The 15,217-nt window shown below is 46.5% G+C and carries 13 protein-coding genes; all 13 read left to right on the top strand.

From position 1 onward, the window contains the following. Positions 1–9 precede the first annotated feature (9 nt). The 13 genes from MKY73_RS17345 to MKY73_RS17285 all read left to right on the top strand — a co-directional run bounded on the left by MKY73_RS17345 (position 10) and on the right by MKY73_RS17285 (position 15,213). A complete protein-coding gene (locus MKY73_RS17345; RefSeq protein WP_339302806.1) occupies positions 10–456 on the top strand; it encodes a RidA family protein in 447 nt (148 codons plus the stop codon). Positions 457–464: 8 nt separating this feature from the next. Continuing rightward, the gene (locus MKY73_RS17340) at positions 465–1,055 is read left to right on the top strand and encodes a GNAT family N-acetyltransferase (RefSeq protein WP_339302805.1); all 591 of its coding nucleotides are present in this window, start codon (positions 465–467) and stop codon (positions 1,053–1,055) included. Between the two features lie 14 nt (positions 1,056–1,069). Next, positions 1,070–1,888, top strand: a complete 819-nt coding sequence (locus MKY73_RS17335) for an aminoglycoside phosphotransferase family protein (RefSeq protein ID WP_339302804.1) — start codon at positions 1,070–1,072, stop codon at positions 1,886–1,888. Between the two features lie 42 nt (positions 1,889–1,930). Beyond that, positions 1,931–4,153 carry a class I SAM-dependent methyltransferase gene (locus MKY73_RS17330; RefSeq protein ID WP_339302803.1) on the top strand — a complete coding sequence of 741 codons (2,223 nt, stop codon included), beginning with the start codon at positions 1,931–1,933 and terminating at the stop codon, positions 4,151–4,153. Beyond that, positions 4,150–4,728 carry a histidine phosphatase family protein gene (locus MKY73_RS17325; RefSeq protein WP_339302802.1) on the top strand — a complete coding sequence of 193 codons (579 nt, stop codon included), beginning with the start codon at positions 4,150–4,152 and terminating at the stop codon, positions 4,726–4,728. Before MKY73_RS17330 ends, MKY73_RS17325 begins: the two co-directional genes overlap by 4 nt. Positions 4,729–4,789: 61 nt before the next feature. Then, on the top strand, positions 4,790–5,452 hold the full coding sequence (locus tag MKY73_RS17320; protein WP_339302801.1) for a 3'-5' exonuclease: 663 nt from the start codon (positions 4,790–4,792) through the stop codon (positions 5,450–5,452). Positions 5,453–5,474: 22 nt separating this feature from the next. Beyond that, on the top strand, positions 5,475–5,849 hold the full coding sequence (locus MKY73_RS17315; RefSeq protein WP_339302800.1) for a hypothetical protein: 375 nt from the start codon (positions 5,475–5,477) through the stop codon (positions 5,847–5,849). Between the two features lie 186 nt (positions 5,850–6,035). After that, positions 6,036–7,034, top strand: a complete 999-nt coding sequence (locus MKY73_RS17310) for an ABC transporter substrate-binding protein (protein ID WP_339302799.1) — start codon at positions 6,036–6,038, stop codon at positions 7,032–7,034. A gap of 98 nt (positions 7,035–7,132) precedes the next feature. After that, entirely contained in the window at positions 7,133–8,803 is a 1,671-nt protein-coding gene (locus MKY73_RS17305) for a helix-turn-helix domain-containing protein (protein WP_339302798.1), read from the top strand. A gap of 125 nt (positions 8,804–8,928) precedes the next feature. Continuing rightward, positions 8,929–9,246: a hypothetical protein gene (locus tag MKY73_RS17300; protein ID WP_339302797.1), complete on the top strand. Its 318-nt coding sequence runs from the start codon at positions 8,929–8,931 to the stop codon at positions 9,244–9,246. A gap of 291 nt (positions 9,247–9,537) precedes the next feature. Then, positions 9,538–11,904: a putative PEP-binding protein gene (locus tag MKY73_RS17295; RefSeq protein WP_339302795.1), complete on the top strand. Its 2,367-nt coding sequence runs from the start codon at positions 9,538–9,540 to the stop codon at positions 11,902–11,904. Positions 11,905–12,020: 116 nt separating this feature from the next. Then, positions 12,021–13,958: an LTA synthase family protein gene (locus tag MKY73_RS17290; RefSeq protein WP_339302794.1), complete on the top strand. Its 1,938-nt coding sequence runs from the start codon at positions 12,021–12,023 to the stop codon at positions 13,956–13,958. Positions 13,959–14,205: 247 nt separating this feature from the next. Further along, positions 14,206–15,213 carry an LLM class flavin-dependent oxidoreductase gene (locus MKY73_RS17285; protein WP_339302793.1) on the top strand — a complete coding sequence of 336 codons (1,008 nt, stop codon included), beginning with the start codon at positions 14,206–14,208 and terminating at the stop codon, positions 15,211–15,213. The last annotated feature ends 4 nt before the right edge of the window (positions 15,214–15,217 follow it).

Here is a 15,217-nt window from a genome sequence, read left to right as displayed (position 1 = left end):
GAGTATACGATGATTGAAGCGAGATTAAATGAACTGGGGATCACTTTGCCACAGGCCAGTGCCCCTGCGGCGAAATATGCCAATGCCGTTATTGTTAATGGCATCATGTATGTATCCGGGAAAGGACCTGATACCTCGGAACGTGGCAAACTGGGATCAGACTTCACAACTGAGCAGGGATATGATTTTGCCCGGAATGCCGGACTGGAGGTGCTCGCTGTCGTTCGAGATGTGCTGGGTTCACTGGATCGGGTAAAGAGAGTCGTTAAAGTACAGGGTTTTATCAATGCGTCCGCTTCGTACCAGGAACATCATAAAGTGCTGAATGGATTCTCCGATCTGATGATGGAGGTATTCGGGGATCAGGGTGTACATGCTCGTTCGGTATTTGGTGCCGTATCTGTGAGGGATAATTTGCCCTTGATCATTGATTCCATATTTCAAGTAGAGGAGTAGATCTAACCATGACAGAATCGTCTTCATTTAATCCAATTATGCTAACGATTCCCGAGAGCTTCCAAACGGAACGCCTCACGATTCGTGCCCCGCAGTGGGGGGACGGTGCGGCAGTTAATGAAGCGGTCCGTGAAAGTGCGGAGCAGCTGCGATTGTGGTTACCTTTTGCGGAGAAGATCCCGTCATTGGAAGAGTCCGAGATGACTGTTCGCAGAGCAAGACTGAAATATCTGGAACGTACCGACCTGATGCTTCATCTGCGAGACAGACACACGGATGAATTGGTAGGCAGCAGCGGATTACATCGCATCGACTGGAATGCACGTTGTTTCGAGATTGGTTACTGGATTCGAACTTCACGAGCTGGTGAAGGGTTGATGACGGAAACGGTGAAAGGCATTGAGCAATTTGCCATTACGCATCTGGAGGCGAACCGTCTGGAAATCCGCTGTGATGCGCGTAATGTGCGAAGTGCCAAAGTAGCTGAAAGGGCGGGTTATACGCTCGAAGGCACACTACGCAAGATGCGGCGGAATAGTACAGGTACGCTGGTCGATTATATGGTTTTCTCTAAAGTCAGAGGAATTGAGTTCGAGTAAAAGGGCGGGTAGATATGGAGCGAATTGGTCAGGGAAGAACTGCGGAAATCTATGCGTATTCGAACGAGCATATTATGAAGTTATATCGAATGGATTTTCCACTCGAAGCGGTCCAAAATGAATTTAGAATAAGTGAGTTGGCGTACAAGAAAGGACTACCCGTCCCACAAGCAATATCCTTAATAGAACATACTACGCCGCGTGCGGGCATTGTCTTTGAACGACTTCAGGGGAATACCCTGTTATCCCTTATCATTCAGCAACCTGAATTACTGGAGCAGTTGGCGTTCATGATGGCTGACTGTCATTACAGGCTTCATTGTGAGCGAGATGATGAAGGAACACTGCCCTCACAGAAGCAGATTCTATCCAGTGCAATTCACAATGTTCGGTTATTATCAGAGGGTGATCAAGCGCGAATCCTCTCATACTTAACAATATTGCCTGATCAACAGCAAATCTGTCATGGCGATTTTCACCCCGATAATGTTATGCTCAGTGATGATGGCGATCAATACTGGGTTATCGATTGGATGACTGGTATGTCAGGAGATCCTGCGGGTGATGCGGCTCGAAGCTGGGTAATATTAATGAGCAGCACTTTGCCGGAGAATACAGAGCCTGCTGTACGAATGGGGTTTGAAACGGCTCGTGAGTCGCTGGTTGAATATTACATGCATCATTATATGCAACTGTCCGGGATTACACGTGAATCAATCGAATCCTGGATGCTTCCCGTTGCTGCCGCGCGTCTTGATGAGGATCTGCCCGTTCAAGAGGTGGAACATCTGCTTAAGTTGGTTCAGGAACGACTTCGTCTGTTGGACGACTAACGATATAATATATAAGGGTAGAGAACGAGAGGGGACGAATTCATGCTGCAATCATTAATGGCCATACAATCATACAAGTCAGGTAACACGCCGGAAGCCCAGCAGCCATGGCTGCAACTGCTGGCAGCAGCAGAGAAACCCCATATTAACCTCGAACGCATTCATTCCATCGCGGAACTTGAGGGAACGAATCCGGTGCTGGATTACACCGAGCGTACACTGCGTGTGCTGGAGAAGCTTCAGGTTTCTTTTTGGGTGCGAGAAATTCTGGAGGAGGTTCTAATCTGGTCAGAGACAGCGAAGGCCGGATCACGTGAGCAGCGGCGTGTATGGCAGAAGCAGGGCGTTAATCTGTTTGTGCACAATGTGGGGTCCGCTCAGTTATATGAACTATACATAGGGGCAAACCACTTGGATAATGACATCAGTAAGAGCGGGGGAACGAGTATAAATCAACCTGGTTCTCTGAGCGATGCCTTAAGTAAGAACGCAGATATAAGCAAGCATGCTGTGTTGACTTCACACACACCAAGGCATGAGGTTATTCGTACTCTAATTGCTACGCATGGACTTATTGGTCAATACATACGCGGCGAGATTCCATTTGCCGAGAATGCTCCGCTGCACGACTTGATCGCCAAAGGATGGCTTACTACAGAAGAACTGCACACCGTACTGTTGGCATTAAATGAGTGCATTATTGCAGGCGTTGATCCAGCGTTATGGGTTCAGGTTCGGGCTGAGGTACAGCGAATTGTAGGCTGGATTATTGCTGGACCGGATCATGAGGACTGGAGCGTGAAGGAACGGTTATCCCGATTAAGAAGTTCATCCATCCGGCAGGGAGAAGCTATGGATACGGCTTATGCCAAACTTCAGACGGAACTGGATGTGGAACAGATACTGGCTCCGTTGGCCCATCGTACGCTGTGGTATGTAGAGTCGGCCATGCAGGATTTTTCGTTGCAGGAGATGGTAAAAGTGTTCCTGTTGACGCTTCGCAGCGAGAGTATGACTCCAACATCCATCGAGAAACAGTCTGATATAGTCCGCCATATCAGCTTCGAACCATTGATGAATACGATGTATTACGACTACAAAGGGGTCAAGAAGCTCAATATTTACAAGAAACGAATGATTGAAAAATATTTGGAACAATACACGTGGGAACAGATTGCGGCAGGGGAGCAGATCGTCTATCCCCATCTAACCCATCGCATGGAGCGTCATGTGGATCTGCCGGATACATTATTCGTGACCTTCGAATTTTCCCCCGCTGCCGAGAAGCTGATCGCATTCTGTATTGAAGCGGAAAAGTCGCCGTTATACGAGAAGGCTGTATTGCTGTTATTTGACCTGTTCGGATTGCGGCGGGATGCCTATGACCGGTTCCACAACGAAGAAACGTATTTATCCGATATGAACAGCTCCGGTGATTATAAAAAAGTACTGCTCGACTATATCGTCGGTAAACGGGTACTTGATATCGGTCCAGGTGGAGGGATTCTGCTGGATTTGATTGAGCAGGAAAAACCGGAAGTGGAGCCGATCGGTATCGATATCTCAGCCAATGTTATTGAAGCGCTGGAGCGCAAAAAGCAGCGCGAGGGACATCGCTGGCAAGTGATGAAGGGCGATGCCCTGCAACTGGAGCAATATGTGCAGCCGGGCACCGTGGATACGGTTATTTTCTCATCCATTCTGCATGAGTTATATTCATATATTGAACTGGACGGTCGAAGATTTAATTCCGATACGGTTGTAGCAGCGCTGAGAAGTTCATTCCGTGTACTGTCACCTGGAGGAAGAATTCTGATTCGAGATGGCATCATGAGTGAACCGGAGGCACAAATGCGCCGGATTCGTTTCCTGGAACCGGATGGGATGCGCTGGCTGGAGCGGTATGCAGAGGATTTTCAGGGACGTGCAATTCAATATGATCGGATCTCCGACAATGAGGTCGTATTGCCGATCAACGATGCGATGGAATTTCTCTACACCTATACGTGGGGGGAAGAGGCATATGTACATGAGATTCAGGAGCAATTCGGTATATTTACGCCGACAGCCTATGAGAATTGTATTCTAGAAGCGTTGGGTGAACAAGCCGAGATTATTACATTCCGACATTTTCTTCAGGAGGGTTATACGGAAGCACTTGGAGAACGAATTATGTTCATGAAGGAAGATGGTTCCCCTGCGCCTTTGCCAGACAGTACCTGCCTGATTGTCATTGAGAAGAAGAAGGGATTAGCGGACGCATGATGAGCGAGGCCAGTACGTTTTTGTATTTTGTTAGACATGCGGAGTCGCGGTATGTTGCAGGACAAGAGCGCGAGCGTGGGCTGACAGAACAAGGACATCAAGATGCAGAGACGGTTGCCAGTCTGCTCCAAGGGGAGCAGATTCAACTGTTCTATTCCAGCCCTTACAGGCGAGCGGTGGATACAATTCAGATTCTGGCAGATCGGTCAGGTGGAATTGTGGTGACAGAGGAAGATCTGCGTGAACGCCAGTTGTCGAGTTCGGATGTGAAGCATGATAATTTTCGTGAAGCCAAGCAGCGGTTGTACCGTGATCCTACGTATGCGTATCCTGGTGGAGAGTCTGGTGAACAGGCACGCTCAAGGGCGGTAGCGGTGATCGATAGAATTCTGGATAAACATGCGGGTCACAAGGTAGTCATCGGAACCCATGGAGATGTAATGACACTTATTTTACAACATTATGATTCTTCCTACGGTTATGACTTCTGGGAAAGTACTACGATGCCGGATATCTATAAGTTGCAGTTTGACGGAACGCACAAGTTGGTCCAGGTAACACGATTGTGGGAGTGACAGGTTAATATATGAGAAATGCTTTAACCGTGATGAGAGTAGAGAGGTGTGAGTTGAACGGATGAAAATGACGCTGTTACCTGATACATACTTTATTGAAAATCTAAGCGTATCCCCATTACAGGACAGAATGTACTGTATATTTGATCTCGAAGGTACGGGCATTAATCCTGTGGTGGAGAGTGTGACACAATTTGGTGCGATGCATTACCAAAGAGGTCAACAATGTAATACAACATTTTCTTCGCTTACACGGGCGAACAAACCTATACCAGAAGCTGTGGCGAAATTAACAGGCATTTCGAATGAGGATATGGTAGAGGCTCCGTCGTTTGTAGAAGCATTTCAGTCCTTTCAGGAATTCATTGGTGATAGCGTTCTTGTGACACAAGCCGGATACGAATATGATCTGCCCATCTTGAAGCGACATTGTGATGAGTATGGTCTCCCGATGTTCACTAATCTGGTATTGGATACAAAAGCGATGTTCACGTACATTCATCCTGAGATTAACGAGGTCATCTCGACGGATTTTCTGATTCGATATTACGATCTGAATACAGATGGAGTTCACAGGCACAATGCTCTGGCAGACTGTGGTGTGATCGCTGGTATCTTTGAATGTATCCTTAGTGAATACGAGGAACTTCAATTGAATCATTTTACAGCCGATCCCAAGCGCATGATGAAGCGTTTTGTTATACCTGAGATGTATCTGACATGATGAAGAACTGGAGGGGAGATCGATGAGCAGAACAGATGTGGAGAAGCTGCTGTCGGAACTTAACGAAGGACCGATTCTGACTCAGCAGACATTCGAAGGATTGGATGTGGAGGTTTATCTGGATGACAGGGATGCCTCAACGTTTGCTGACGAGTGGATGCAATCCTTTGAACGATGGGCTCAAGCTACTGCTGTGGCTGAAGAAGAGGTGCTGCGCGCATGTAGGGAACAGGCGTTCAAACAAACGTTAGCTCTCACTGGAGAACCTGAGTTAGCGGGGTATGTGAGTGATGATCTGGGTTTAATTGGCGCTGCACTGTTACAGGATATGGTGAATGATATCTTTGTGAACAAGCTGCTGGAAAGTTATCGTCAAGGTAGGTTACCCCTGCGATAAGCGGGGGTAGAGCCATGTTGGCTATTCTCGTTTGTATAAAAAAATAGCATCAAATGTACATTGTGAGTCGGTTGAAGCATGAGTTACAATTCACCTAAGCAATAGATGAGAATGATAATCATTATACGTTATGTGTATATCATTCTCACGATTATATCAACAGATCATATAGGGGTGAAGGGTATCATGGTAGGTTTTATTAAAGGTATAAAAGGGTGGACGATCACATTACTGCTCATGGGTCTGCTGATTTCGGGATGTAGTACAAATACCGCTACCAATGCGGAACAGACTCCTGCCACTGAAAGTGCAGCTTCTGGAGAAAATACTACTGAAACCGAGACAGCGCCTGCGACACGAGTTGTACAGGATGAATTTGGAGATGTCACGATTCCCGTTCAGCCACAGCGGATTGCTGGAATATATGTGGAAGATTATCTGAAGGCGCTCGATATTACACCTGTCGTGCAGTGGTATAACCCGATGTGGGGTGTTCAGGATTATTTAAAACTGGATGTTCCCCAATTTGACACTACAGGCAGTATTGAAGCTTTGTTAGAATATGATCCGGATCTGATCATTGTGGATGGTGCAGCGGATGCGGAGAAATATGAGATGTACACCAAGGTGGCACCGACGTATCGTTTGCCTGAGAGCGTACTACAGGATTCCAATCAAATTCTGAAAACCATTGCCGATGTTGTGGGTAAACCGGACAAGGGTGAAGAAGTTGCTGCGGCATTTGAGGCCAAAATTGCAGATGCCAAATCGAAACTGAAGGAAGCGGTCGGGGACGAGAGCGTCGCAGTGGTCCGGTTGAATGTTAACGATGACACACTGGCTCTGTTCGGTGTGAAAAATCGATTGACCGGATTTATTTATTCAGAGCTTGGACTAACACCTCATCCTCTGGTTAGTAAGATGGAAGAATATCAGGAAATTTTATCTGAGGAGGCCATTCCACAGCTTGATGCAGATCATTTAATTATTTTCCCTTCCAATGGAGAATGGTCATCTCCCGAGAATAAGGAAGCTTTGAAGGTGCTTGATAGCAAGTTGTGGCAATCCCTTCCTGCGGTTAAAAACAATCAGGTGTACATCATGGAAAGATCACATTGGCAATCAGGTGCAATTACAGCGAATTCGATGAAAATTGATGATCTCTTGGAAAAGATGACTCCATAGTATAAACCCATAAGAAAGAAAGTTCTTCAGCGAGGGTTGAAGAGCTTTCTTTTTTCGTATACACTATTCTAAATGATAATAATTCTCAGTTAAGGACGATGAACATGTACCCCAAGATAATACAATGGATTCCCAAACCCTGGTTATGCTCACTTCAGCATATGGAATACATAGATCACAATAAATCTCATATCGATAAACGTTTGTTATATAGAATGTCATCCTCACACTCCATTTTCGTTGTAACGTCTGGGAAGGGCTCGATAGTTTGCTCACATCGGGAATCTCATTTGGAAAAAGGAATGATTATGTTTGTTCCATCGGGAACATCCGTTAAAATAGAAAGTTCGCCTTGGACAGAAAATGAATTGGAATACTATAAGCTTGATCTGATGGTGGCTGAGTTGGAAGAAGAGACTTCGAACGCTTTGTCTAGAAGAAACACGGAGGAGCAGCATCAACTTTCCAAAATTCCAGATTCTCCGACATTATTACCTCTTATGCAACTCAGTTACAGTCCGTGGAGTTCCTGTCTGGAAGCCTTGGAACAAATACTGCGTCAACATGTCACTCGCGATTGGCTGGAGCAATGGGAGGTACAGCTTCGTTTTCAAGAGTGGTTCCGTGCCTTGCTTCGCCAAAGTGATCCCGAAACAGAAGCACTAGATGAGCGTGCGCGTCTTCAAAGTTCAATTCGTTATATTGGCGACCACTATGATCAGACGATAACCGTGGATGAGCTCGCGGCAGATATTGGTCTTACCAGAGCCAGCTACACTCGGCAATTTAAAAGGATTACAGGCAAGCTTCCGCTTGATTATGTGAACGCAGTTCGGCTGGAGCGCTCGAAGCAACTATTGCAGCTGACGGATGATCGCATACATGAAATTGCACAAAATGTGGGATTTAGCAGCGAGTATTATTTTGGCCGCCGTTTCAAGCAATATGCTGGTATTTCACCTGGGTTATATCGCCGTCATCACCGTCAAGAGGTTCGTGTCTTTGCTCCGTATCTGGAAGACTTTGTGTTGGCCCTGGGCATAAAGCCTGTTTTGCAATATTCGCATCACTCCTGGGGCAGACAGCATTATTTGGGATTGGATGATGTGCCCGAATTCGATGTAAGCCAGCAGGATGCTCAATTCAGTGCGGGTATTGTACCTGACTTTATCATGCTGAACAAGGGATATGATCGATGGAATCTGGACCGCTTTGAGCAAGTAGCACCTACGTTTTACGTAGATCATCTGGGAGAGGATTGGCGTTCCATTCTTAGATCAACAGCCGATGTGTTGGGAAAGGTGAATCGAGTTCAAGATGTAATTGGTGCGTATGAGGACAAAGCATTGGAAGCTAAAGGACGTTTAACACGTTATATGCGTGGTCAAACGGTGGCGTTTTTGCGTATATCTGCGTCGGATATTACTCTCTATGGGAATCAGCAAGGTTACGTGGGCCCTGTAATTTATCAGGATCTTGGACTGACTCCGCATTCCCGTGTGCAGCAATGGACAAGACATGAGCGCAGGATTTCCATTGGATTGGAGCAGTTAAGCCAACTTGATGCGGATCACTTGTTAATTACTTTTGATACTGGGGATTCTGCTGAACCAGGAGTTGAGCGCGAACTGCTCGACCGGTATGAATGGAAACGTCTGCCTGCGGTGAGGAACGGTAATGTGTATGAAGTGGATTTCATGTCATGGATGAACTACGGTGTGATATCCCATGGGAAAAAGATTGAGGATATATTGCGGTTTATGGCTTAAGGAATGGGAACTAAAACGACAAACAAGCTGGTTTCAAGTTAAACTCGAAGAAAAATGAAAAAAATATTCTACTATTCGGATTTACTGTATGATATAGGAAAAATGAATAGGAGAATAGACATCACATGCAGAAAAAAATCTGGGCATCACTTTTAGTAGTAGCTGTTATCGGAATGGTTCCTGTTACAGAGATACCAAGGAGTTCGGTTGCCGAATCGCATGAAATCTTGCCTGAAGATCTTCCAGAAAGCTTAAGATATGATTCCAAACATCCAGATGTAATCTATGTGAAGGATTGTGGGGTCTACGAGAAAGTGGATTCGAGTTTAGTAGATTACGGCGATGAAGAAGTTGTGTTCGATGATTTACAAAAGGTAACAGATAAAACAAATGTAATTGTTGCTTATGAAGCAACTTACGTCAAAAAAGGTGAATGGGGATAAAACATATGACGTTTGGGGTAAGTGAATACTAAAAAATGGGAAGCTCCTTCAGCTCAGGCTGGAGGGGGTTCTTTTTGTTTAGCATGATAAATGAACCAATACAACTACTCAAAAGGCTTGATTCATCTCATTTTAGTGTAGCGTTTACAAAAAAACAGAATAACGAGCACAAAATGCAAAAGCGAATGTCCTTGACTGAAAGATTACGACATACCATTAGAGTGAAGGCTGATCTGTAACGCAGGATGAAGTCTTCAAGCATAGCCATGAATGGCGGATGGGAGAGCTGTAATGACAAAACGGGTAATTCTGTTGGAAGAAGGTACGGCAGAGATGAAGGGGCTAATGGGTAGTATAGGGGCTGATCTTGCGGAGCTAAAGCATGCAGGTTGGTCTGTCCCGGCCGGATTTGTAGTCACAACGGAATGCTGTCGCGAGTTCTGTACCCGTCTTGGACATCTTTCCGGTGAAGGAGAGGAAGAGATTGTGAACGCGATCCGGCACCTGGAACAGCAAACCGGGAAATTCTTCGGACATTCGGAGAATCCGCTTCTGCTCGCGGTACGTACTGATCGGGATCAATCATCAGAGGCTGCCATACATCCATTGTTAAGTGTGGGTCTAAACGATGTCACTGTGGAAGGACTCGCACGTCATACCGGTAATCGGTTGTATGCACTCCAATGTTACCTTCATTACTTAAAGGAATATGGACAGTTAATACATGGAATTCCGTCTGAATTTTTCACAGAAATATCGAGCAACGTTAAGGACGGGGATGAAGCGGAGCTTGAATTAATCATTACCGAATTTAAATATTTAATTGAAGCGAAGGGTCGCAGCCCTTTTCCACAGGATGTCCAACTTCAATTCAATGAAGCTGTACGTGCGGTATATCATTCACAGCGTGTTCAAGCATCCAGATCTCAGAATGAGATCATGCGTAAACCTACTTACTTTTCTTCGGAGCCAGGTGCTCCTGTTCTTATACAGACCATGATGCATGGGAAATGTGGAGACTCAAGCGGGACCGGGACAATATATACGCGTAACCCACTTACAGGAGAGAAGGGCATTATTGGACAGTATGTTTCAACGGGAAACACCGATCAAACGGATCACGGTTTGGAGCGGCTAAGAGATGACCAATCTGAGCTTTATACACGTTTGTTGGAGATAGGCAGCCAGTTGGAGACGCGTGAGGGAGAAGTGCAGGAGATTACCTTTGTAGTTGATTCCGGCGCGTTGTATGTTGTGTACACCCAGCCCGCTCGATTATCTTCTACAGCCTTACTGAGAAGTGCTGTGGATTTTGTCCATAAAGGACTCATTACCAGGGAGGAAGCACTGTTGCGTATCCAACCTGGGCATATCACGGAAGTGCTGAAGCATTATACAGATTCGGGCAGAGAAGAGAGCATTGGAAATCTTCCCACACAGATCCAGCTAGGAACGAATGATGAGCATGCAGCCTCTGAGAATAACTCAGCTTCACCTTCTTCATCCGATCTGCAACTGCTGCTCGAATGGGCTAATGAAGTGAAAGAGTTGACGATACTTTCCAATGCGGATCGACCGCAGGATGCCATAACAGCACGGAAACTGGGGGCGGAGGGAATCGGGTTGTGCAGGACGGAGCACATGCTGTTGTCACCTGAGCGGCTACCTTTTGTACAGAAAATGATTCTGGCTGATAGTGAATCCGAGCGCAGGAGAGGGTTGGAGCGTCTGTTACCGATGCAACAGTCTGATTTTGAACAGATATTTGAAGCGATGGATGGATACCCGGTAACGATACGTTTGCTCGATTCGCCGCTGCATGAATTGCTACCGGATCTGGGCGTGTTGGAGAAACGACGTGAATGGTTACAAGCCGAGGAGCCGCAGAAGCAAGAAGACCCCCAGAGTGAACTGGAGGAACTGGAGCGCGTCATTCGCAGAGTCAGTGAATTGCACGAACACAATCCGGCACTTGGGCAACAGTCTTGTCGTCTGAGTACCGTGTTCCCTGAAATTATGGATATGCAACTTGAAGCAATATTCCGTGCAGCAGTGAAAGGCATCCGTCAAGGCTGGTGGGTACGCCCCGAGATTATGATCCCGCAGATCGGTCATGTGCATGAACTTCAGGTGATGAGAGATTTGGTGGATCATGTGGCTGACCAAGTGCTAGGTGAGGAGAGACGGCATTGTCACTATAGAGTTGGGGCGATGATCGTTGCTCCGAGAACGGCGCTGACGGCGACTCACATTGCTCGCCATGCAGACTTTTTCACATTTGGCACGGATGAGCTGACAGAGATGACGTTTGGATATAGTCGCCATGAAGCCGAGAAGCGATTCCTTCAACGTGATACGGATTCTCGTATAGTAACGAATAATCCTTTTGATGTGCTCGATATTGAAGGAGTCGGGCAACTGATTGAGATGGCTGTAGTCCAAGGTCGAATTCGAAAACCTCATCTGAAAACCGGGATCTGCGGAGAGAATGTGGTTGATCTGGAGTCGATTACCTTCTGCCACCGGATTGGTTTGGATTACGTAAGCTGTTTGCCTGAACAGATCCCATATGCACGAATTGCAGCTGCACAAGCAGCCATTAAGGGACAGAGAGAGGTTACGAACACACAGAATGCAGATATATCCACCATTGCGTAAACACGCAGCCTGTCTTGCACGGAACTTCCATGGAATAGCAAACAGAAAACTGTTATACTGAAATATGCGTTTTGTAAAGGGAACGTAAAATTTCAGGGTAAGGGTTGAAAGCGACCATGTATAATTCCAAAAATGAACGAACTTCATCACGGACTTTATTCGCCGTGTTATTCATTCTTATGTTGTTGAAGCTGTCACTGTTGAGGTATTTCTTTTTCCAGGGTCTGTCCGGCATCGGTCTGTTGACTGACGCATTAGGAGCATTAACGTTGGTATGCATACTGGATCTGATTGTGCCCAAAGGCTGGAAGCGGACCGTTTATGGGGGATTCAATATTTTGTTTTCTCTGCTTCTGTTCGCGGCAACGCTGTATAACGTTCATTTCAGTTCGGTACCCACATATACCGTGTTAAGTGAGTTAGGTCAGGTTGCGCAAGTGCGGGGCAGTATCGGACCTCTGGTACGACCGGAGCACTTTCTGTTTTTTGCAGACATCGTATTGGCACTGCCAATATGGTTGATTATGCGCAGACGTGCAGGTGGGCGTAACCGCAGCAGTTACCGCGATAGCGGTCTGACGTTCGGCAGAGTTCGCAGACGTTACTGGGGAAAACTCGGTGTTGCGCTTACCGCTGCATTCTGCATCGTGTTGTCTGGCAGTTTTATTGTCAAAGGTGAAACGATTGATAACGAACTGGTTCGCGCCGAAAATCTCGGTTTTCTGAACTACCAGGTCTCATCTGCCATTATGACAAGCAAAGAGAATGAGGCCATTGCGAATGGCAACATTAACGAAACGATTGCCAAGATCAATGACTTGGTTAGCAAGTATCCATATCAGGATAAACCGAGTGACGGCTCAGCCGTGAAGGCCAAATATTTTGGTCAGGCCAAAGGCAGTAATCTGATTGTACTGCAACTGGAGTCCTTTCAGAATTTTCCGATTAATGCTTCTTTGGACGGTCAGGAATTAACGCCGGTATTGAATGATCTGGCAAAAGAAAGCTATTATTTCTCTCATTTCTTCCAACAGATCGGACAGGGAAACACATCAGACGCTGAGTTTATGTCGAACACGTCTATCTATCCAACCGGCGTTGTTCCCATGTCGGCAGGGTATAGTGACCGCGAATTACCGAGTCTTCCCAAGTTATTGGGAAAAGAGGGATATGAGTCCGAGACGTACCATGTCAATGACGTTACCTTCTGGAACCGGAACAAGATGTATCCGGCCCTCGGATTCACTCGTTACTTCGACAAGCCTAGCTTCGAGAATGACAGATTTAATGACTTTGGACCATCGGATGAAGAGTTGTACCGTGTAGGTGTGGAAAAAATGACTGCGCATCAGGCTGCAAACCAGCCATTCTATGCTCAGTTCATTACGGCATCAAGCCACTCGCCGTTTACGGTTCCCGCCGATCGTGCACGAATCACGATTCCAGCGACGATCACGAACAAACTGCTTCACGACTATCTGCAGTCGATTAACTATACGGACTATGCCATTGGTCAACTCATTAATGAGTTGAAGGCCAACGGATTATGGGATAACACAACCCTAGTGCTTTACGGAGACCACTTCGGTCTGCCTGCTGACGAAGAGATTACACAACAGATTCAGGCTAATCTCGGTGTCCCTTATGACGGTAAAGTAAGTCGATTCAACATTCCGTTAATGATTCACACACCGAAACAGAGCAAAGGGCAAGTGATTGAGCAGCCTGGCGGTCAGCTGGATATGTTGCCAACAATCATGAATCTGATGGGTGTTTCGCTCCAGGACGAGAAGTTCACTGCCTTCGGACATGATCTGCTCAACATGGATCATAATGCCTTCGGTATACGGTATTACTTGCCGACGGGGTCATTCGTCAACAATGACATCATGTTTATTCCGGGTGCAGGGTTTGATGATGGAACAGCCTACTCACTCAAAACGTATGAGCCGATAACGGATTTGGAACCCTATCGTGCCGACTATGAACATGTGCTCAGCCTGATGAAACTGTCTGACGAGTATGTGAAGTTGTTACCGAAACGTGCGCCATAACTGAGTTTTTCTGAAAGAGATTAGATCTCAACGCTACATCCAAACGTCACCAGTTCAAAACTGGTGGCGTTTTTTGCATGTTTCTTGCACAAGTGTGGTAATAAAAGAGGATAACTAAAGTTTGAAACTGTAATAATTAATGTTACAATGGAACAAGCAAGAATGAAGTGAGCAATAGCGTGTAACATCCGCAAGAACTCATATTCACAGAAATTAAGAACCTAACAGATGAGAGGATTGAATATATATGAAACTGAGTGTACTTGAACATGGACATATCAATGAAGGCCGTAGTGTGCAGGATACGCTGCAGGAAACGGTGAAACTCGCGCAACATGCGGATCAATTGGGATATTCCCGCTTCTGGATGTCGGAGCATCACGGTAGTGGTGCACTGTCTTTCTCCAGTCCTGAAGTGATGATTGCACACGTGGCTGCACATACGGATCACATTCGGGTAGGTTCCGGTGGCGTCATGTTACCTCATTATAGTGCCTATAAGGTTGCAGAGAATTTCCGTCTGTTGGAAGCGTTGCATCCGGGGCGGATTGACCTTGGAATTGGCAGAGCACCAGGCGGAATGCCGATTGCCAGCAGAGCGCTGAACGAAGGCAAATCATCGAATGTACAATTCTTCCCACAGCAGATTGCGGATCTGGGCGGATACTTCCATGAGCAATTGCCTGAGGATCATCGGTTTGCGTCTCTGGTAGCCGGACCATCGGTTCCAACGGTACCCGAAGTGTGGTTGCTGGGTTCCAGCTCCGAAGGTGCGAGGATTGCAGCTGCGCATGGGACGTCGTATGCGTTTGCCCAATTCTTCGGAACACCAGGCGGCGAAGAAGCAATGAAACATTACCGTAGACATTTCAAGCCGTCCATCCTGAATGACAAACCCCATTCCATGATTGCTGTCTCGGCGTTCTGTGCAGAGACAGAGGAAGAAGCGGCTGAACTGGCTCGCAGCAATGAACTATTCTTCCTGCGACTCGGACGGGGACTTGAACAGAGTTCCTTCCCATCCCTGGAGACGGTGAACAACTACCCATTCACAGCGATGGAGATGGAACAGATCCGTCAACGTCGTTCTTTTTCCATCGTGGGTACACCGGATCAGGTGAGAGACAAAATTACCGCTATGGCTGAACGTCATGAAGCGGATGAAGTCATTATCGCGTCAGCGATCCATTCGTTCGAAGCACGTCTACGCTCATTCGGCTTGATTGCAGAAGCCTTTGGACTCAAGCAGGACTAATAAT

Source organism: Paenibacillus sp. FSL R5-0519 (assembly GCF_037974275.1).
Lineage (GTDB): Bacteria > Bacillota > Bacilli > Paenibacillales > Paenibacillaceae > Paenibacillus.
This window is presented reverse-complemented; position numbering and strand designations above follow the sequence as displayed.